This is a genomic window from Clostridium sp. CTA-5, from assembly GCF_054768135.1.
Window position 1 is genome coordinate 42,773 of the sequence record NZ_BAAAAT010000007.1, and the last position, 19,569, is coordinate 62,341.

The following is a 19,569-nucleotide window of genomic DNA, read 5'->3' on the forward strand; positions in this document are numbered from 1 at the left end:
ATAAGTCAAAGGTTTTGAGGATATTTTGCGTCAGACAAGGAAGTGAAGCCTCGGAATAGCCCAGCTATTGCGGGGTTTCGCTGACGAAGTATGACATAAAATAGACCTAAAGATTGACTTATTATTTTTTTGAATATGCCTTGGTTAATTTTACCCAATTATGCCTTATATATCATTCGTTAGCTTAATATTATTTTGTTACTTTGTCAAGTAATTAAATGCTGACAAGCTTTGAATTGCTACTCCAATTGGAATACAATCTTCATCTATATCAAATAAATCACTATGTGCAGGTTCTGTAGTTTTTTTCTCCTTATTTCCTGAGCCTAAAAAGTAAAATGCTGCTGGTTTTTCCATAGCAAAATATGCAAAACTTTCTACTCCCATATGAGGAGCTTTTTGTTCTACTACATTTTCTACTCCTAGAATACTACTTGAAGAATTTCTTATTAAATCAACCATATCATCATCATTATAAAGACAAGGATAACTTTCTTCTATCTCTATCTCTGCTTTAGCTCTTGATGATAAAGCAATTCCATTTACAATCTCTTTTAATCTCTTTATTACAAATTCTCTATCTTCTTTAGTCATTGTTCTTATTATTCCACTTAATTTAACTTCTCCTGGAATAATATTTTGTGCTGTCCCTCCATGAATAGTTCCAATTGTAATAACAGCCGGATTTACAGGTGATATCTCCCTACTCACAATACTTTGAAGTGCTACAACAATATGACTTGCTACAACAACTGGATCAACTGTTGTATGTGGTGCTGCTCCATGTCCTCCTTGCCCTATTATGGTTATATTAAATGGATTTGATGCAGCATTAACAACACCTTTTTTTATCTCTATATTTCCTATTTTTACATTTTCATCAACATGAAGACCTAATATACAATCTACTTTAGGATTTTCTAAAACATTCTCTTTTATCATATATCTAGCCCCACCAACTGTTTCTTCAGCAGGTTCAAATATTAATTTTATATTTCCACTAAATAAATTTTTATGTTTATTTAATATTTTAGCTACCCCAAGAAGTATTGTTGTATGTGAATCATGACCACAAGCATGCATTTTACCTTTAACTTTTGAACTATATGAACATGATTTCATATCTTGAATAGGAAGTGCATCCATATCTGCTCTTAATGCTATTGTTTTTTTGCTTCCATCTTTTTCTCCAGTTATAATTCCACAAACACCTGTTTTAGATAATTCTATATATGGAATCCCTTCCTTAGTTAAAAAATCTTTAATAATTCCTGAAGTTCTAATCTCTTCAAAACCCACTTCTGGATGTTCATGTAAATCTCTTCTTATAGATATTAATTCTTCTTTTATTTCATTAGCTTCTTTATTAAAATCTATCATTAATATCGTCCTCCACAATTATTTTGACCAAAATAGTTCTACAACATCGCCTTCTTTTAATCTCGCTGTATAAGATGAATTTTCACCATTTAATTTTGCATTTATATTTCCTTTTGAAACTGTTAAATCAAAATCAATATAATCAAATATATCTACAAATATATATTCATTCTTACCTTTTAATACTATTTCTTGATTATTAACAATAACCTTAACCTCATTAAATTCCTCTTTAAAATGAGGTTTTTCAATTTTTTCAGAATTTATTTCTTTATCTCTATCAAATTCAACCTCGAATTCATTATCATTACTTTTAAGTCTTTCTGTATCTTCTAATTCTTCTGATGGAATAATATCCTCATTAATATCTTTATTATCTAATTCTTTTTCTTTTAGATTATCAGCTTCATCAATATTATTATCTATGTTATCTTTCAAATCAGAATTTTTTAACTTATTAAGGCAATCTCCTTCTTGAACTTCATAGTCATCATCTAATACTATATTATCTTTTAATACATCTATATCCATTTCATTTAATATATATTTTTTAATATCTTTAACTTTATTAGGTATAAATACATTAAGTTCATCATTATTATTTAAAAAATCATCTATATCTTTTTCTTCACCATTGACTAAGATTATTGGATCAAGATTTATAAGCTCATCATCAATATAAATTGAAATTGAATTTATATTATTAATATGTTCTGATATTTTTGGTTTTGCATCATTTCCATTTTTAGCATACTCAATAACTATATTATCATTAACTTTAACTTCTGTTTCTAAAGTAGCTTCTTCTTCATTTATAAAGATTTTTGCATTAGTTCCATATTCTCCAAAAACTATTCTCTTTCGTCCATTATATTTAAATCTTATACTCTTACCATTTCTAGCTATAAGCAAACTTGGATCTATCCTCGCTTGAAGTAATGCATCCATAACAGTATGTTTATGTGAATTGAATAAACTAATAGGAGTATCATTTAATATAACATCTATAAAATCTGTACCTAAATTTCTTAAAGCTATTAATCCTATTCCAATTACCGTAACTCCCGCTGAACCTAAATTATTATCAGCTACACACTCTGGAATAGATTTTCTATCTTTAATTGCTATTCTTTGAGACGGTAAGTTTAAATTAGTAGAAATACTATTTAAAAGTTCAGGAGTATGTGCTCCTCCGCCAACCAAAAATACTGCACTTGGTGGTTTATTACCATTAAGTTCTAATATCTTACTTGAAATTTCTTCTGATATTTTTTTTACTATAGGTTTAACTAATTTAGTTACGCTTTCTGATAATACTACATTTTCAAGTCCTAATACATCTACATATTTGATTTCTTCTGATTCATTTATTGCTCTTTTTATAGATTCTGCTGTATTAAAATCTACTAAATACTCTTGTGCAATAACCTCAGTAACTTCATCACCAGCCATAGGAACCATTCCATATGCAGATATTGTTTCCTTATAACTTATTGCTATATCTGAAGTTCCTGCACCGATATCCACTAAAGCTATATTTAACAATCTTAAATTCTTAGGAATTGCTGCCTCTATTGCAGCAATAGGTTCTAAAGTTAAATTGGTAACTTTTAAATTAACCTTATTCATTACCGCATAAAGTGAATCTACAACAGATCTTGGTAAAAATGTCGCAATTACATCTGCTTGAAGTTTTTGTCCCTTATGACCTATTAAATTTGATATAATAAAACCATTTAAATAATAACTTTTAACTGAATACCCAACACAATATAATTTGCCTTCTGTTGAATTATTTATTTCTTCTTCAGCATTTTTAACTGCACTTAATTCAAGACTTCTTACAATTTCATTATCTATTTCTTGTTCTTCATCTATTTCAATTTCTGCTTTGGAATTTACAGTTCTTAAAAATCTTCCTGCTGCTGCTATTGAAACTTCTTTTAAAGTAATTTCTATTTTTTCTTCAATTTTTCTTTTAATCTTTTCAACAACAGATGCTACTAAGTTTATATCATGAATCTGTCCATCTACCATAGCTCTTTCTTCATGTTCCATATACTCTTCACATACAACTTCAAATTTTTTATCTCTTATTAATCCAACAGTTCCTATTATAGACCTAGTTCCTATATCTAATGAAAAAATTATATCTTTAGGATTAAAATTTCTTAACTCCATCTAAACACAACCTTTATGTTTTATCTTATATTTTCTAATAATTATACAAATCTACTCTAAATTATATATTATAATTTCTCTACATTCAATCAGTGATATTTTATCTTTTTACTTTATTATACATAATTATACTAATATATATTTTTAAAACTTTGAAAAACAAAAATGAACTATCTCAAAAAACATTTTATAAATTTGAGATAGTTCTTTATTTTAGACACATTTAAGAAATAATAAACCATTATGATTATATATTTGTGCTTTTCATATAAAACAAAATATATCACATCTTTCATCTATTATTTTCTTTAGGAATATGAACCAAAATAGCAAGCCCAAAATGTCCTGATTATTTTTAATTAGGCAAGGTAGTAGGTTAGTCTCATAGTGAGTCTATTAAGCAAATCTGCTGACGCAGTATAATGGAAAACAAGCTTGGAAAATGGACTTGTTATTTTTTGATTATGCCTTAATATGTCTTATTTAAATCTTTTATTTTTATCTTTAGGATTTATAATTTTTCCAACACCATATAGCATAACCATAGCTATTAACAATACAATTATTATTGTTTTCAAAGTATATCCCTTCTTTCTATAGAATATAGAGTCCATATTAATAATTCTATAAAAATCGAATAAAAACCTTTTAAGTAATAATATAGAAAATTTCTATCTATAAAAAACATCTTTATTTTATTATTCCTTATTGCTTTTGTATCAAATTATTTTCAACTAATACTTTTAAAGAAAAACTTCTATCAAGTCCATCATTAAATTTTATAGTTATTTTATCATCATTAATCTCATCTATTTTACCTTTTCCATAAGTTTTATGAATTATTTCATTTCCAGTTTCATATCCATAAGTATCCTTAGGTAATCTATCAAATCCTGCTTCACTTATAAATCTTGAAACATCTTTTAAATTACCTCTTCTATTTCTTGGCGAAAATAAACATAGATTATCTATTGCTCTTGTTATTCCAACATAGAATAATCTTCTTTCTTCTTCTATATTTTCATTTTTACTTGAAGAATGTGGCAAAGTATCTTCATTACAATTTATTATATAAACATTTTTAAATTCCATTCCCTTTACACCGTGTATAGTACTAAGGATTACCCCATCTTGTTCATGTTTATTTTTACTTGATTCTATTTCTTCCTTGACTTCTTCAATATGCATTAAAAACTCAAATATATTTTTAAAACCTTCCGCAGATAATTTAAATTCTTCAACTACATCCTCTAAATCATCTAAACTTTGACTAAACTTCTCACTATAGTTTTTTAAATAATCTATATATTCTAAATCTGTTACTATATATGAAATAGCAGATCCTAGAGATACCTTATTTAAATAATTAAACTCCTTCTTTAAATCATCAAGCTTCTTTTTTTGAAAAGGTGGAGTATCATCTTTATTTATTAATATATCAAATGGATTTTCTTCAAATTTATATTGTCTTATATAATCTAAATTACTTTTGCTTATATATCTAAATGGTTTATTTATAACTTTTAAAAAACTTTCTCTATCAAATTGATTCATTGATAATTTTAAATATGCTATTAAATCCTTACATATAAAGTGTTCAAAAAAATTATATTGCCTATCTAATAGTCTAAATGGAATATGATTCTTAGTAAGTGCATCTATTATGCTCATAGATTCCATATTAGTTCTGTATAAAACAGCATTTTCTTCATAATCTATATTATATTTTTTTTCATTTTTAATTAGTTCAGCCAATATATCTCCCTGAAATTTTTCATTATACGGCGTAAAAAATTTAATTATTCCTTCATCTTTCTTATTAAATAAAATTTCTTTATTGTTTCTTTCCTTATTAAATTTTATTAATTCCTTTGACTTATCAACTATATTCTTTTTGCTTCTATAGTTAATTGATAAGTAATGTTTTTTCCCTTCCTTAAACATTTTATCAAAAGTCACCATATACATTGGTTTTGATCCTCTAAATGAATATATACATTGATCTTCATCTCCAACTGCAAAAAGTGAATTTTCTTCCCCTTCATTTATTAACTTTAAAAAATTAATTTGCAATTCATCACAGTCTTGAAATTCATCTACTAATATATATTTAAATAATTTTCTATAATATAAGATGGCATTTTTATTTTGTTCTAATAAATTCAATGTTTCAATAGCTAAATCATCAAAATCCATTTTACCATTCTCTTTTTTATAGGTTTCATATATTTCTAATGCATCTTCAAATATTTCTCTTGATATCGAAGGTTTAAATTCATTTATTGTAGCCCTAGATGTTTTATATAATGAAATATTATTTATAACTTCTTTAATCTTATCTTCATTAATATCATCAAAATATTTTGTTAACACATGTTTTATTAATTTATGTGCTATCTTGCTTTCTAATATTTCTATTTTTCTTCCTATTCTTAAAAGTATTTTATAAAACAATCCATGAAATGTTCCAAAGAAAGGAGAACTATCTCTATTAAAAGTACTTTCATATCTATTTTTCATATTTTTTGCAGCTGCTTTTGTAAATGTAATTACTATAATATTTCCATTATTAATCTTTTTATTAATTACTAGATGATTTACTCTATTAATTATAACTGTAGTTTTTCCTGAACCTGGTGCTGCAACTACTAAAGCATTTTTATCCTTTGTAACCACTGCTTCATTCTGAAACTTATCTAGATTATATTTCATTAAACTTCCCCTTTATTCTTAATAGTAATATTAGCTTACTATAATATTGCTATATAATAAGCATATTGTAATAATTATGTTATCGAGGTACAATAATTTTATTATATTACATTTATAAAAAATTGCACAAACTATGAATATATAATTACTAGAACACATTAAAAAATACTAAGTATAAAACAAAATATTCAAACATACTGTCTATTATTTTTTGAATGTGTCTAAATAGAAGTTTGTTTTAAAGGAGACTACTAATGAATACTAAATTTAATTTTGATGTTAGAGATGAAAGAAATCTAACAATGTTAGTTGATTTTTATGAATTAACTATGGGAAATGGATATTTTGAAAAAGGACTTAAAGATAAAATTGCTTATTTTGATATGTTTTTTAGAAGGGTTCCTGATGGTGGAGGATATTGTATAATGGCTGGTGTTGACCAACTTATACATTATTTAAATAATTTAAAATTTACAAATGAAGATATCGAATATTTAAAAAGTAAAAACACTTTTTCAGAAGAATTTTTACAATTTTTAAAAGACTTTAAATTTACATGTGATGTTTGGGCAGTACCAGAAGGAAATCCTGTATTTCCAAATGAACCTTTAGTCACAGTTAGAGGACCTGTTATACAATCACAATTCATAGAAACAATGATACTTTTAACTATAAATCATCAAACTCTAATAGCAACAAAAGCTAACAGGATTTGTAGAGCTGCTGGAGAACGTCCTGTAATGGAATTCGGTTCAAGAAGAGCTCAAGGATACGATGGAGCTATTTATGGAGCTAGAGCTGCTATAATCGGTGGGTGTGATTCAACTGCATGTACTATATCAGATAAAATGTTTAACATACCTGCTGTAGGTACAATGGCTCATAGTTGGGTACAATTATTTGACACAGAATATGAGGCATTTAAATCTTGGGCTGAACTTTATCCTGATAATTGCTTATTATTAATTGATACTTATAATGTTATAAAATCTGGAATACCTAATGCAATTAAAGTTTTTGATGAAATCTTAAAACCACTTGGTAAGAGACCTACTGGTATTAGAATAGATTCAGGAGATATAACTTATCTTACAAAACGTTGTAGAAAAATGTTAGATGAAGCTGGATATGAGGATTGTAAAATAGTTATATCTAATTCTCTTGATGAACACATAATAAAAGATGTTTTAGACCAAGGTGCTTGTATTGATTCATTCGGTGTTGGTGAAAGATTAATAACTGCAAAATCCGAACCTGTTTTTGGTGGAGTTTATAAATTGGTTGCAATAGAAAATAATAATGAACTAGTTCCAAAAATTAAAATAAGTGAAAACGATGAAAAAATAACTAATCCTGGTTTTAAGAAAATAATAAGAATATTTGATAAAAATTCTCATAAAGCATTAGCTGATTTAATAGCACTAAAACATGAACTTATAGATGAAAGTCAACCATTAACTATTTTCGATCCAATTCATACTTGGAAAAGAAAAAAACTTACTAATTACTATACTAAAGAACTTCAAGTTCAAATTTTTGATAAAGGAAAATGTGTTTATACATCTCCTACTGTTCTAGAAATAAAAGAGTTTTCTGAGAAGGAAACAAATAAATTATGGTCTGAAGTATTGAGATTTGAAAATCCTCATAATTATTATGTAGATTTATCTAATAACTTATGGTCATTAAAACAATCTTTACTTCATAAATATACAAATTCATATGAATTATCAGATTAGACCAAAAGAATTTATTTTTAAATTAATTAATCCTATAACTAAATATTTTATTAGTTATAGGATTAATTAAAATATTATTATATATTTTAATATTCAATACCACTATTATCATAAATAGACTTTTTTAAAAAATTATAGTCTTCCTTTACCACATCTTTAAAATTAATTCTATTTAATAACAAATACTCCTTAAATACACATTGTTCTTCCATACCTAAATCGTTTTTTAACATTGGACACGAATCATAGCACTCATGATATTCTTTCCTTGTTGACCAAAACGGACATTTACTCATAAAAACCCACCCTTTTTTTGTAAAAAATTGTTCCTCTCGAATTTATTATATTATAAAAATACAGGAAAATAAAGCCATTTTCCAAATAATCTTAAATTTATTCCTTAAAACCTAGAAATATAAACCATGTTTTATATTTCTATTCTCCATTATAAAAATTTTAAAATTATAATTTTATTTATAAATACAAAGAAAGAGTTTAATATTTAAATACTAAACTCTTTCTCTGTATTACTTTTTAACTATTCTTATTAACAGATATATTAATTACTTCATTTTGAAATGCTCTTAATAATGCTTTTTCTAGTACTTTTTGTTGATCAAAGTTTTTTATATCTTTACATACTGAAAATACTTTATTTTTTTCACCTTTAAAATTTATATAAGTTAAAGTTACATTTGGCTTATCATATTCTATATCTACAATTCTTATTCCCCAAGATATTTGAGCAAATTCTCCATCTACCTTTAAACAAGTTAAATCTTTTAATTTTTGGCTTTCTTTACTTGGATTATTAATAGTTATTAATTCATCCCCAACTTTATATTTATCCATAAATATGCCTCCTTAAGTATTTAAATATTACGTATTTTATCATTACCATAATTTCTCGTTAATTAATTAACAACGAGATTAATTATGTTTAGTTTATTATAGAGATATCATTTACTCTACTATAGTATTATATCATAATATTTAAATTATTTATAGCAAAAAAGAGGTTAGTTTATTTAACTCACCTCCTTAAATACCATATACTTTATTTAGCTGTTTTTATCAACTGATATATTTATTATTTCATTTTGGAATGCTTTTAATAATGCTTTTTCTAACACTTTTTGCTTATCAAAATTTTCTATATCTTTACAAACTGAAAATACTTTATTTTTTTCGCCTTTAAAATTTATATAAGTTAAAGTTACATTCGGTTTGTCATATTCTACATCTACTATTCTAATCCCCCATGATATTTTAGCAAAATCCCCTTCAACTTTTAGACAAGTTAAATCCTTCAATTTCTTCATTTCCTTATTTGGATCATTAACTATTACTAGTTCATCTCCAACTTTATATTTACCCATAAAATACGCCTCCTTAACTATAATAGATTATATACTTTCCATTAGTCATAATCTTATATTACTTCTTCATTATAGTTTGTTAATTAATTAACAACTTGTCCTATTTATATTCTATCAAATTTTTATTAACTATACAATGTTTTTTTTATTTTATTATATAATAATGCACTATTATAATATATTATTTAATTTAATCAATAATAATTATTATATAATATATTATTAAGTAATAATTATTGACTTTTAATTATCATTATAATATAATATACTATATTATATTATCTTGGGAGGTGTTTATTATCAATGATATTGCTATAATTTTCAAAGAGAAAAAGCTTAAATTAACACCACAAAGACTTGCAGTTTATAACTATTTACTAAGTACTTCATGCCATCCATCAGCTGAAGTTATATATAATGCTATTCATGAACAATATCCAACTATGAGTTTAGCTACTGTATATAAAACATTAAAAACGCTAGTTGAAGTTGGGCTTATTCAAGAAATAAATGTAGGAGAAGGTAATTTCCGTTATGATAGAAATGCATTATCTCATCCTCATATCCAATGCTTGACTTGTGGAAAAATATGCGATTTTGAAAATTTAAATTTAGATCATCTTAACAATCTAGCAGAAAATAGTTCTGATTTTAAAGTATCTTTTAATAAAGTTTATTTCTATGGATACTGTAAAGAATGTCAAAAATCATCTAAAAACTAATTAGATCAATTATAAACATCCCTAGTTTTATTTATTTAAAACTAGGGATGTTTTATTTATTTAAAATTCGAATTAATTATAATTATGTACATATAATTTAATTGAGGTGATTATGATGAAATTAATTTTAAAAGAAAAAAAATATATTATTTATCTTTCGATTTTAACATTAGTAATTGTAGGATCAATAATATTTACTTTATCAATAAACAAAAATAAATGTTTACAAACTATCTCTCCATTAACTTCGTCAAAAAATATTGATTTTGATTTAACTGGCGATGGTAAAAATGATACTGTAAAACTTATAAAAAGAGATAATACCTTTGATATAAATATTGATTATCATAATACAAATATTTTTCTTTCAAGTAAAATTAAAGATAATATTTTATTTAATATCTCTAATTCTTGGCCAATTAAAATTTATTTATATGATATTTCTAGAGATTTAAGACCTGAGATAATTTTACAAGGTACAAAAAATAATAAAAGTATGTGTTATGTTTTTAATTTCAATGAAGGAGAATTTTATGATTTATACTCAAGTGATAAAAATATTTTTGGTATATTAGATTCAAATAATACTAAAACACCTCAATGCTATTCACTATTATCTTCTAAAGGGATTTCGTCTCTAAATAGCTTCATGTTAATTAATAATAAATTATTAGACACTACAAAAGATGCTAAAAATATTCCTTCTTTTAACAATGCTGTAAGTTTTATAAACCTAATTGAAGCTCCATACGAATTAGATAGTTTACCAAATATATTCTCTTCTTCTATTGCTAATGACGAATTATCAGTTTTATGGAATTTAGACAAGGAAAATTATTCTTATTCTTTTCAAGATGCTTTTTTTTATGATTATGAATGGGATTCTTCTGGAGACCCTACATCTTTAAAGTGGAGATTGACATTTGAAAAGAGTAAACTAAAAGGTTCTGAAAATGATAAAAATGAACTAGTTTTATCATTAGATTGTCACCTTAATGATTCTAATTACAATATAACATCAATTGAAAAATTAAAATAATATATTAAAAAATTTAATTATAAACTTTTAACTTATAATAACAATTATTAATAAAAATCATAAATTTAAAAATATAATTCTAATTTTTTCTTAAAACTATAAATTAAAATACAAATAAAAAGGCCGCAAATGCGGCCTAAAAGGGGGATGGGGGGGCTTAATAAAATTAATATTTCCTTTTATTAAGCTATAGGAGAATACTTTCTCCGTTACAGTAGTATTATTAACAACTTTTTTTATTATTATACATTTTATTTTAAATATCTTTAAATGCACCACTTTTATATAACTCTATCATTTTATCTATAAAACTTATTTTACTTGGATGAACAAAACCTCTTAAAGATATAAGCATATCTAAATTACTATCATTAGTAGTTTGATTTTTAATATTATTTATTTTTTTATTATTTATATTATCGTTATTAATATTATTTACGTTCCCCTGATTGTTCCCCATATGATTCATAGAGTTTCTATTAGGCTGATTAAAATTGCCCATGTTTCCTAGGTTTCCTAAATTTAACCCTGCCATATTAGCTAAAGGAGCTAAATTACTTAAATTTAATCCATCTATATTCATTGAGGATAAAAGACTGTTTATATCAAAATTTCCGCCTAACATTCCCATCAATTGAGCTGGATCTATGCCAAATGGATTTCCTGCATTTCCAGCATTGTTGCTTCCCACATTATTCTCTAGAGGTTCACGTTCCCTATGTTTACGTTTAGCCATTAAAAATCCTCCAATTATAATTCTCCTAATTTTAATATATGTATTATATAGTGAATGTGATTATACTTTTAATTTTTTTTGGAGGGTACTTTTGTACCCTCCATCCACTATACTAGCAACAGCAGCATTGATTATTAGATTGTCCTGAACAGCCTCCTAATAAACTAGAAAAGTTTCCGCCACATAATAGGCATAGTAAGATAATTAAATATGATTTACCACAATTCAACAATCCTGAACCACATGCAATTAATAAGAAAATAATTGGTGTACATCCATTGAATCCTCCACCACAATCATTTCTGCAGCAGCAACAATTATTCTCCATCATTTTACAACAACATTTATCCTTCTTTTTAGACATATCATTCTCTCCTTTCTAAAAAATTAGAATTAGCAACCAAATCCACAAGCAGTATTGCCAGCATTATTAAATGGTGAAATACCGTTGTTTGGGAAGTTACCATTGCAAAGGAATAAAATTACTAACAAGAACAAGTATGATGAGCATCCGCCTGTTCCATTATTATTTCTTGAACAGCAGCAACAATCATCTTTCTTTTTACAACAGCATGAATAAGAATTATTGTATCCATTATTGTATCCGCCTGTTCCTAAAAAGCTATTTCTTCCGCATCCTCCATAAAATAGTATTAATAGAATCCAAATCCAGCTGCCAAATCCACATCCACCAAAAGCTGGTGAAACTCCAAAACCTGGTCCTGCTCCGCAGCCTGGTCCAAATCCACAACCATTTCCAAAATTCATGCCAGAAGTATCATTATTAAAGCCTCCGCAATCTGTGTCTTGATCGCAACAGCTATCTCCACATGAATTTAAACCATTTAGGATATCATTCATCTCCATATTTACTCCTCCTTGGAAAAAATTTTTTTCTTCTTGATACTATATACTATTCCTCCACAAATAATTTGACACAATTTTTGTAATAAAAAAACTCTATCAAAATTAATTTTGATAGAGTCTTTGAAATTTATAATATTTAAAATAATACGATAAACTTTTGAAAATATAATATCAGACATATTTGCTTTTTATTAATCAATATCTGTTGCAAATTCTAAAAATAAATTATCTATAAGTTGTTCTGTACCCTTCTTATTTAAAGATGAATAGAAATAGAAATTATCATCTGCGCTTAATTTTAAAGTACTTTTTATTAGATTCTCACTCTTTTTAATTTCAGAATTTTTAAGTTTATCACTTTTAGTTGCAACAACAACTACATTATATCCAAAATGCTTTGCCCATTGATACATCATTATATCGTCTTCTGTTGGTTTATGTCTTGAATCTACAAGTAATACAATTCTTTTTAATTGATGTCTATCAGTTAGGTACATCTCTATAGTTGCTCCCCAACTCTCCTTCTCTTTCTTAGATACCTTAGCATAACCATATCCAGGTAAATCAACTAAATAAAAATCATTATTTATTAAAAAGAAATTCACAAGTCTTGTTTTTCCTGGTGTACCACTTACCTTAGCTAATTTTCTTCTATTAGTTAAAGAATTTATTAATGAACTTTTTCCTACATTAGACCTACCTACAAAAGCAACTTCATTTTTATCATCTATAGGATATTGATTTCTTTTCACTGCTGAAGTAATGAATTCTGACTGTTTAATTCTCATCAATTTTCTCTCCAATCAACGCATTTTTTAATACTTCATTCACTTTACTTGCAGAAATAACATTTAGTTTATTTCTTATTGAATTAGGTATCTTTTCTATATCTTTCTCATTTTCTTTTGGAATTATTATTGTATCTATACCTGCTCTAAAAGCTGCTAAAGACTTTTCTTTTAAACCACCTATAGGTAAAACTCGTCCAGTTAAAGTCACTTCACCAGTCATAGCAACATTATGTTTGACTTTTCTTCCTGATAATGCAGATACAAGAGCAGTAACCATAGTAACCCCTGCTGATGGGCCATCTTTGGGTACAGCCCCTTCTGGTGCATGAATATGAATATCTTTTTCTTTATAGAAATTCTCCTTGATGCCATACTTATCCGCATTAGCTCTTACATAACTATAAGCTGCTTTAGCAGATTCCTGCATTACATCTCCTAATTTTCCTGTAAGTTCTAGTTTTCCACTTCCATTCATAACCATAACTTCAACTGGCAATGTATCTCCACCATAGGCTGTCCATGCCATACCTGTTACAACCCCTATTTTATCTTCTTTATCAATCTTGTCAAATTCAAATGATTTTTTCCCTAAGAATTTTTCTACATCATCTTTATTAATTATTATATTTTCTTTATTTTGACTTAAAATTTTTGCTAAAGATTTTCTTATAAGAGTACTTAATTTTCTTTCAAGTCCACGAACACCTGATTCACGAGTATAGCCTTCAATAACCTCTTTAATAGCATCATCTTGAATACTAACATTAACGCTATCAATATCCATATCTTTAAATATTTTAGGAATTAAATGTTCCTTAGCTATATTGAATTTTTCTTCATAGGTATACCCTGATACTTCAATAATTTCCATTCTATCTAAAAGTGGCCTTGGTATAGTATCTAAACTATTTGCCGTAGCTATAAACATTACTTTTGATAAGTCAATATCTAATTCTAAGTAATTATCTCTAAATGTTTTATTTTGTTCACTATCTAATACTTCTAGTAAAGCATCAGCTGGATCCCCTTTATAATCTGAATTAATTTTATCTATTTCATCAAATAGTATTAATGGATTTATTGTTTTTGCTTGTTTAAGTGCATAAGCAATTCTACCTGGTATTGCTCCAACATAAGTTTTCCTATGTCCCCTAATTTCTGCTTCATCACTCATACCACCAAGTGATATTCTAGAATATTTTCTATTAGTTGCATGTGCTATTGATCTTGCTATTGATGTTTTACCTACTCCTGGAGGGCCTACTAAACAAATGATAGGGCCTTTTTGAGTTTTACTAAGTTGTTTTACAGCTAAATATTCTATTATTCTATCTTTTACGTCCTCAAGACCATAATGTTCTTTATCTAAAACTTCTCTAGCTTTAATAATATCCATATTCTCTTTAGTTTGTTTATTCCAAGGTATATTAAAAATCCAATCTAAATATCCTCTTATTACATTTCCTTCTGATGATGATGAACTCATATTTTTAAGTCTAGATAACTCATAATTAGCTTTTTCTTTAACTTGTTTAGAAAGTTTAGTCTTACTAATTAATTTTTCATATTTCTCTATTTCTTTCTTGTCTTCATCCTCTTCACCTAATTCTTCCTGAATGGCTTTTAATTGTTCTCTTAAATAGAATTGTTTTTGTTCTTCATCTATATGTTCTTTTACTTTGTTAGAAAGTTTCTTTTGGATTTTTAACATTTCCATTTCTATTTTTATTCTAGATAAAACCAATTCTACTCTTTGTTTTATTTCTATAGTCTCTAAAACTTCTTGTTTTATTTCTTCCTCAGTTATTGAATATGATGCAACCATATCAACAAAAGCACTTGGATTTTCTAATGGATTTACTAATTTTATAGTATCTATATAACTATCACCCATTATTTTTAATAGCTTCATAAATTCTTTATCTAAAAACTTAATATAAGCATCTATTTCTGGATTTTCTTCAGATATTACTTTTATTTCTTCTACAGATGCTTTAATATAATTTTCCTCTTCATCCGCTATATATTCAACTATCTTTCCTCTTTCTTTACCTTCAACTAACACTCTTATTGTGTTATCAGACATTTTTATAATTTGTTTTATCTTACATATTGTCCCTAAATCATATATTTCTTCTCTTTCTGGATCCTCTATTGATGGATCTTTTTGAGCAACAAGAAAAATTTCTTCACCATTTAACATTGCCTCTTCTATTGCTGACACTGATTTTTTTCTTCCAACATCAAAGTGTGCTACTACATTTGGAAAAATAGTCAATCCTCTTAAAGGAATTAACGGAAGTGTATATAAGTTTTGTATCATCCCATTTCCCCTCCATCTTTGATTACTTCATTAGTATACACATATTAAGCGTACATTTCAATAAATATACCTAAAATAGGATTAGTTGAAATAATAAAAATTCTTACAACTAATCCTAAAGTTTTATTTTTTTGCTAGCATCTAACTTATTTTTAGTTTTAACTTATAAGATATAATTTTTATCATTAACAATTTTTTATAAAAAAAATACTGATATCTAAATAGATATCAGTAAAATAATAAGCTTATAATTAAGCAGATTCAATATCCTTTTTTATTCTAGTAGAAACTAGAGTTGGTCTTGTTTTACCTTCAGGCAATCTTTCAACTTCAGGTTTATTCTTTTTCTTAATACAATCTTGAGTTATTGTAACTTTTGAAATTTGCTCATCTGATGGTATTTCATACATAACTTCAGTCATCATATCTTCTATGATAGCTCTTAAACCTCTAGCACCTGTTTTTCTATCTATTGCCTCTTCTGCAATTGCATTTAAAGATTCCTCATTGAACTCTAATTTAACATTGTCTAGTTCAAATAATTTCTTATATTGTTTTACAAGAGCATTTTTAGGCTTAGTTAAGATATTAATTAATGCATTTTTATCTAAAGACTCTAAAGTTACTATTATTGGAAGTCTACCAACAAATTCTGGTATTAAACCAAATTTCAATAAATCTCCTGGCATAATTTCCTTTAATAATCTACCAATATCTTTTTCATGTTTTGCTTGAATTTCTGCACCAAATCCCATAGAACTTTTTCTTGTTCTACTTTCTATTATCTTATCAACACCATCAAAAGCACCACCACAAATAAATAGTATATTAGATGTATTTATTTGAATAAACTCTTGATGTGGATGTTTTCTGCCTCCTTGTGGAGGTACTGAAGCAACAGTTCCTTCTAATATTTTTAATAAAGCTTGTTGCACTCCTTCTCCAGATACATCTCTAGTTATTGATGGATTTTCAGATTTTCTTGCAATTTTATCTATTTCATCTATATAGATAATTCCTCTTTCTGCTCTTTCAACATCATAATCTGCATTTTGAATTAATTTAAGAAGAATGTTTTCAACATCTTCACCAACATATCCTGCTTCTGTTAATGTTGTAGCATCAGCTATTGCAAATGGAACATTTAAAAATTTTGCAAGCGTTTGAGCTAATAATGTCTTACCAGATCCTGTTGGTCCTAATAATAAAATATTACTCTTAGATAGTTCAACATCTATATCTTCTTTATTAGTATTAATTCTTTTATAGTGATTATAAACTGCAACTGCTAAAGATTTTTTTGCTCTTTCTTGCCCAATAACATAAGAGTCTAAATATTCCTTTATTTCAGCTGGTTTCGGAACACTTTTAGTGTTAAATTCTACACTTTCTTCAAATTCATCAGCAATAATTTCTGAACATAAATCAATACATTCATCACAAATGTATACACCCGGTCCAGCAATTAATCTTTTTACTTGATCTTGAGTTTTTCCACAGAATGAACACTTAAGTTGTTTCTTTTCATCATATTTAGCCATACATTCACCTCACTTAACTCTAATACTTTATAAGCATCTTATTTATCTTTTCCAACTTCGTTTTTAGTTATTACTTTATCTACTAATCCATACTCTTTAGCTTCATCTGCAGTCATAAAATTATCTCTTTCTACATCTGCTTCAATAGTAGATAATGGCTTACCTGTATTTTCACTTAAAATCTTATTTAAAGATTCCTTTGTTTTTAATATTCTCTTAGCATGTATTTCTATATCAGTTGCTTGCCCTTGGAAGCCACCAAGTGGTTGGTGTATCATTACCTCAGAGTTTGGAAGTGCAAATCTCTTTCCCTTCGCTCCGCTTGATAATAAAAATGCTCCCATAGAAGCTGCCATACCTATACATATAGTTGAAACATCTGGTTTGATATATTGCATAGTATCATAAATTGCCATACCTGCTGTTATTGAACCACCAGGACTATTTATATATATATATATATCCTTATCTGGATCTTCACTTTCTAAAAATAATAATTGTGATACTATTAAATTTGCAGAATCATCGTTTACTTCTCCACTTAACATGATTATTCTTTCTTTTAATAATCTTGAAAATATATCGTAAGAACGTTCTCCTCTACTTGTTTGTTCTACAACCATTGGAACTAAACCCATTCAATTCCCTCCTTATTCCATAAAAGATTTTTTAAAATAAACCTTATATAAATTATATAAAATTTTTATAAAAATGTTAATTGTTATTTGAAATAATTGCCAGAATAACTTCTGGCAATTATTTTTAACTATTTATTTTTATATTTTTTATTATTTGCAAGATTCTTTTAATAATTTAAGAGTATTTTCTATTATTATATCTCTTTCTAACATACCTTTTTGAGCTTTTAATAATATATTAGCCATTTTCTTAGGATCTTTAGGTCCGTAAACTTTTCCTAATTCTAAAGCTCTTTCATTTAATTGTTCTTCAGTAGCTTTTATATCTTCTACTTTAGCAATTTCTTCAAGAATTATATCTGCTTTAACTTTTCTTTCAGCATTTTCTTTCATGAATTCTCTCATCTTTTCAGTTGTGTTTCCTGTGAATTCCATGTATTGATCTAAGCTTAATCCTTGATATTGTAATCTTGCTTCAAGATCTTTCATCATAGCATCTATTTCTTTTGTTAACATGATTTCTGGAAGATCCATTTTTGAAGTTTCAATTATTGAAGTTATAACTGCTTCTTCAAATTCTCTTTCAGCTCTTGCATTATTTGCTTCTTCTAATCTTTTCTTTGCATTTTCTTTAAATTCTGCAATTGTATCAAATTCTGATACTTCTTTAGCAAATTCATCATCCAATTCTGGTAATTCTTTCACTTTAATTCCCTTAACTGTTACTTCGAACATTGCAGGCTTTCCATTTAATTCTTCTTTTCCATAATTTTCAGGAAAAGAAACATTTATTTCTTTCTTATCTCCTATTGCTAAACCAACTAATTGATCTTCAAAATTATCAATAAATGTACCTGAACCTATTTCTAATGGATAATCAGTTCCTTCTCCACCTTCAAAAGCATTTCCATCTATAAATCCTTTAAAATCTATAACAGCTATATCGCCTTTAGCAACTGTTCCTTCTTCTTTGCTTTCTATTCTAGCATTCTTTTCTTGTGCTTCTTTTATTTGTTTTTCTACTTCTTCATCTGAAACTTCATATGAAGGTTTTTTAATATCTAAACCTTTATATTGTCCTAGTTCTATTTCTGGATATGTTGTAACTGTTGCTGTATAAACTAAATCTTTACCTTCTCCAATTTCTACAATATCAACTTGTGGATGATCTACTGGTCTAATATTTTGTTCTGTTAATGCTTTAGAATAACTTTCATCAATTGCGAAGTTTATAGCATCATCATAGAAAACTTCCACTCCATAGAATTTTTTAACCATAGCCATTGGAACTTTTCCTTTTCTGAATCCAGGGATATTATATCTACCTTTATTCTTGTTATATGCTTTAGTTAAAGCGGCATCAAATTTTTCTGCCTCAACTCTTATTTCTAATTTAATTACATTTGTTTCTATCTTTTCAACTTTAGCTTCCATTTTATTTATTCCTCCTAAAATAGTATACATCTAATTTAACTAGGTTATTATACCATAAATGCCTGTTTCTTATCAAATTTTTATTGT

The 19,569-nt window shown here is 26.6% G+C and carries 17 protein-coding genes; 3 read left to right on the forward strand and 14 right to left on the reverse strand.

All coding sequences use genetic code 11. From position 1 onward, the window contains the following. Positions 1-198: 198 nt before the first annotated feature. From ACYUET_RS13445 to ACYUET_RS13455, 3 genes are all read right to left on the reverse strand, one after another. A complete protein-coding gene (locus tag ACYUET_RS13445) occupies positions 199-1,380 on the reverse strand; it encodes a M20 metallopeptidase family protein (protein ID WP_460280402.1) in 1,182 nt (393 codons plus the stop codon). Between the two features lie 18 nt (positions 1,381-1,398). Beyond that, positions 1,399-3,561 (reverse strand): cell division protein FtsA, encoded by a 2,163-nt coding sequence (locus ACYUET_RS13450; RefSeq protein ID WP_460280404.1) that lies wholly within the window; start codon positions 3,559-3,561, stop codon positions 1,399-1,401. 705 nt (positions 3,562-4,266) lie between these two features. Continuing rightward, a complete protein-coding gene (locus tag ACYUET_RS13455) occupies positions 4,267-6,273 on the reverse strand; it encodes an ATP-dependent helicase (RefSeq protein ID WP_460280406.1) in 2,007 nt (668 codons plus the stop codon). A 254-nt stretch (positions 6,274-6,527) separates the two neighbouring features. Between ACYUET_RS13455 and ACYUET_RS13460 the strand changes: the two genes are divergently transcribed. Further along, positions 6,528-8,012 carry a nicotinate phosphoribosyltransferase gene (locus ACYUET_RS13460; protein WP_460280407.1) on the forward strand — a complete coding sequence of 495 codons (1,485 nt, stop codon included), beginning with the start codon at positions 6,528-6,530 and terminating at the stop codon, positions 8,010-8,012. 86 nt (positions 8,013-8,098) lie between these two features. Here ACYUET_RS13460 and ACYUET_RS13465 read toward each other — a convergent pair whose 3' ends face one another. The 3 genes from ACYUET_RS13465 to ACYUET_RS13475 all read right to left on the reverse strand — a co-directional run bounded on the left by ACYUET_RS13465 (position 8,099) and on the right by ACYUET_RS13475 (position 9,391). Then, the gene (locus tag ACYUET_RS13465) at positions 8,099-8,308 is read right to left on the reverse strand and encodes a hypothetical protein (RefSeq protein ID WP_460280409.1); all 210 of its coding nucleotides are present in this window, start codon (positions 8,306-8,308) and stop codon (positions 8,099-8,101) included. Between the two features lie 238 nt (positions 8,309-8,546). After that, positions 8,547-8,864 carry a hypothetical protein gene (locus tag ACYUET_RS13470; RefSeq protein WP_460280410.1) on the reverse strand — a complete coding sequence of 106 codons (318 nt, stop codon included), beginning with the start codon at positions 8,862-8,864 and terminating at the stop codon, positions 8,547-8,549. A gap of 209 nt (positions 8,865-9,073) precedes the next feature. Beyond that, positions 9,074-9,391 (reverse strand): hypothetical protein, encoded by a 318-nt coding sequence (locus ACYUET_RS13475; RefSeq protein WP_460280412.1) that lies wholly within the window; start codon positions 9,389-9,391, stop codon positions 9,074-9,076. Between the two features lie 299 nt (positions 9,392-9,690). On the opposite strand from ACYUET_RS13475, the gene perR reads away from it, so the two are divergent. After that, positions 9,691-10,113 carry a transcriptional regulator PerR gene (perR, locus tag ACYUET_RS13480; RefSeq protein ID WP_460280604.1) on the forward strand — a complete coding sequence of 141 codons (423 nt, stop codon included), beginning with the start codon at positions 9,691-9,693 and terminating at the stop codon, positions 10,111-10,113. Between the two features lie 115 nt (positions 10,114-10,228). After that, on the forward strand, positions 10,229-11,152 hold the full coding sequence (locus tag ACYUET_RS13485) for a hypothetical protein (RefSeq protein WP_460280606.1): 924 nt from the start codon (positions 10,229-10,231) through the stop codon (positions 11,150-11,152). Between the two features lie 256 nt (positions 11,153-11,408). Here the strand turns inward: ACYUET_RS13485 and ACYUET_RS13490 are convergent, their stop codons facing one another. The 8 genes from ACYUET_RS13490 to tig all read right to left on the reverse strand — a co-directional run bounded on the left by ACYUET_RS13490 (position 11,409) and on the right by tig (position 19,482). Continuing rightward, positions 11,409-11,888 carry a hypothetical protein gene (locus tag ACYUET_RS13490; RefSeq protein ID WP_460280414.1) on the reverse strand — a complete coding sequence of 160 codons (480 nt, stop codon included), beginning with the start codon at positions 11,886-11,888 and terminating at the stop codon, positions 11,409-11,411. A 112-nt stretch (positions 11,889-12,000) separates the two neighbouring features. Continuing rightward, complete coding sequence (locus ACYUET_RS13495) at positions 12,001-12,252, reverse strand: hypothetical protein (RefSeq protein ID WP_460280416.1); 252 nt, start codon at positions 12,250-12,252, stop codon at positions 12,001-12,003. Positions 12,253-12,281: 29 nt separating this feature from the next. Further along, positions 12,282-12,755 (reverse strand): hypothetical protein, encoded by a 474-nt coding sequence (locus ACYUET_RS13500; protein ID WP_460280418.1) that lies wholly within the window; start codon positions 12,753-12,755, stop codon positions 12,282-12,284. A gap of 191 nt (positions 12,756-12,946) precedes the next feature. After that, positions 12,947-13,543, reverse strand: coding sequence for a ribosome biogenesis GTP-binding protein YihA/YsxC (gene yihA, locus ACYUET_RS13505; RefSeq protein WP_460280420.1), 597 nt, complete (start codon positions 13,541-13,543; stop codon positions 12,947-12,949). Next, positions 13,533-15,869 carry an endopeptidase La gene (lon, locus tag ACYUET_RS13510; protein ID WP_460280422.1) on the reverse strand — a complete coding sequence of 779 codons (2,337 nt, stop codon included), beginning with the start codon at positions 15,867-15,869 and terminating at the stop codon, positions 13,533-13,535. Before lon ends, yihA begins: the two co-directional genes overlap by 11 nt. A 251-nt stretch (positions 15,870-16,120) precedes the next feature. Beyond that, on the reverse strand, positions 16,121-17,410 hold the full coding sequence (gene clpX, locus ACYUET_RS13515) for an ATP-dependent Clp protease ATP-binding subunit ClpX (protein WP_460280424.1): 1,290 nt from the start codon (positions 17,408-17,410) through the stop codon (positions 16,121-16,123). A 38-nt stretch (positions 17,411-17,448) separates the two neighbouring features. Then, positions 17,449-18,048, reverse strand: a complete 600-nt coding sequence (gene clpP / locus ACYUET_RS13520; RefSeq protein ID WP_460280425.1) for an ATP-dependent Clp endopeptidase proteolytic subunit ClpP — start codon at positions 18,046-18,048, stop codon at positions 17,449-17,451. 150 nt (positions 18,049-18,198) lie between these two features. Continuing rightward, positions 18,199-19,482, reverse strand: a complete 1,284-nt coding sequence (gene tig / locus ACYUET_RS13525; RefSeq protein WP_460280427.1) for a trigger factor — start codon at positions 19,480-19,482, stop codon at positions 18,199-18,201. Positions 19,483-19,569 lie beyond the last annotated feature (87 nt).

Coding starts and splice junctions, on each gene's coding strand:
- ACYUET_RS13500 (WP_460280418.1), bottom strand. CDS start 12,755: ATGGAGATGAATGATATCCTAAATGGTTTAAATTCATGTGGAGATAGC.
- clpP (WP_460280425.1), bottom strand. CDS start 18,048: ATGGGTTTAGTTCCAATGGTTGTAGAACAAACAAGTAGAGGAGAACGT.
- ACYUET_RS13490 (WP_460280414.1), bottom strand. CDS start 11,888: ATGGCTAAACGTAAACATAGGGAACGTGAACCTCTAGAGAATAATGTG.
- ACYUET_RS13465 (WP_460280409.1), bottom strand. CDS start 8,308: ATGAGTAAATGTCCGTTTTGGTCAACAAGGAAAGAATATCATGAGTGC.
- ACYUET_RS13495 (WP_460280416.1), bottom strand. CDS start 12,252: ATGTCTAAAAAGAAGGATAAATGTTGTTGTAAAATGATGGAGAATAAT.
- yihA (WP_460280420.1), bottom strand. CDS start 13,543: ATGAGAATTAAACAGTCAGAATTCATTACTTCAGCAGTGAAAAGAAAT.
- ACYUET_RS13460 (WP_460280407.1), top strand. CDS start 6,528: ATGAATACTAAATTTAATTTTGATGTTAGAGATGAAAGAAATCTAACA.
- ACYUET_RS13470 (WP_460280410.1), bottom strand. CDS start 8,864: ATGGATAAATATAAAGTTGGGGATGAATTAATAACTATTAATAATCCA.
- lon (WP_460280422.1), bottom strand. CDS start 15,869: ATGATACAAAACTTATATACACTTCCGTTAATTCCTTTAAGAGGATTG.
- ACYUET_RS13450 (WP_460280404.1), bottom strand. CDS start 3,561: ATGGAGTTAAGAAATTTTAATCCTAAAGATATAATTTTTTCATTAGAT.
- clpX (WP_460280424.1), bottom strand. CDS start 17,410: ATGGCTAAATATGATGAAAAGAAACAACTTAAGTGTTCATTCTGTGGA.
- ACYUET_RS13475 (WP_460280412.1), bottom strand. CDS start 9,391: ATGGGTAAATATAAAGTTGGAGATGAACTAGTAATAGTTAATGATCCA.
- ACYUET_RS13445 (WP_460280402.1), bottom strand. CDS start 1,380: ATGATAGATTTTAATAAAGAAGCTAATGAAATAAAAGAAGAATTAATA.
- ACYUET_RS13485 (WP_460280606.1), top strand. CDS start 10,229: ATGAAATTAATTTTAAAAGAAAAAAAATATATTATTTATCTTTCGATT.
- ACYUET_RS13455 (WP_460280406.1), bottom strand. CDS start 6,273: ATGAAATATAATCTAGATAAGTTTCAGAATGAAGCAGTGGTTACAAAG.
- tig (WP_460280427.1), bottom strand. CDS start 19,482: ATGGAAGCTAAAGTTGAAAAGATAGAAACAAATGTAATTAAATTAGAA.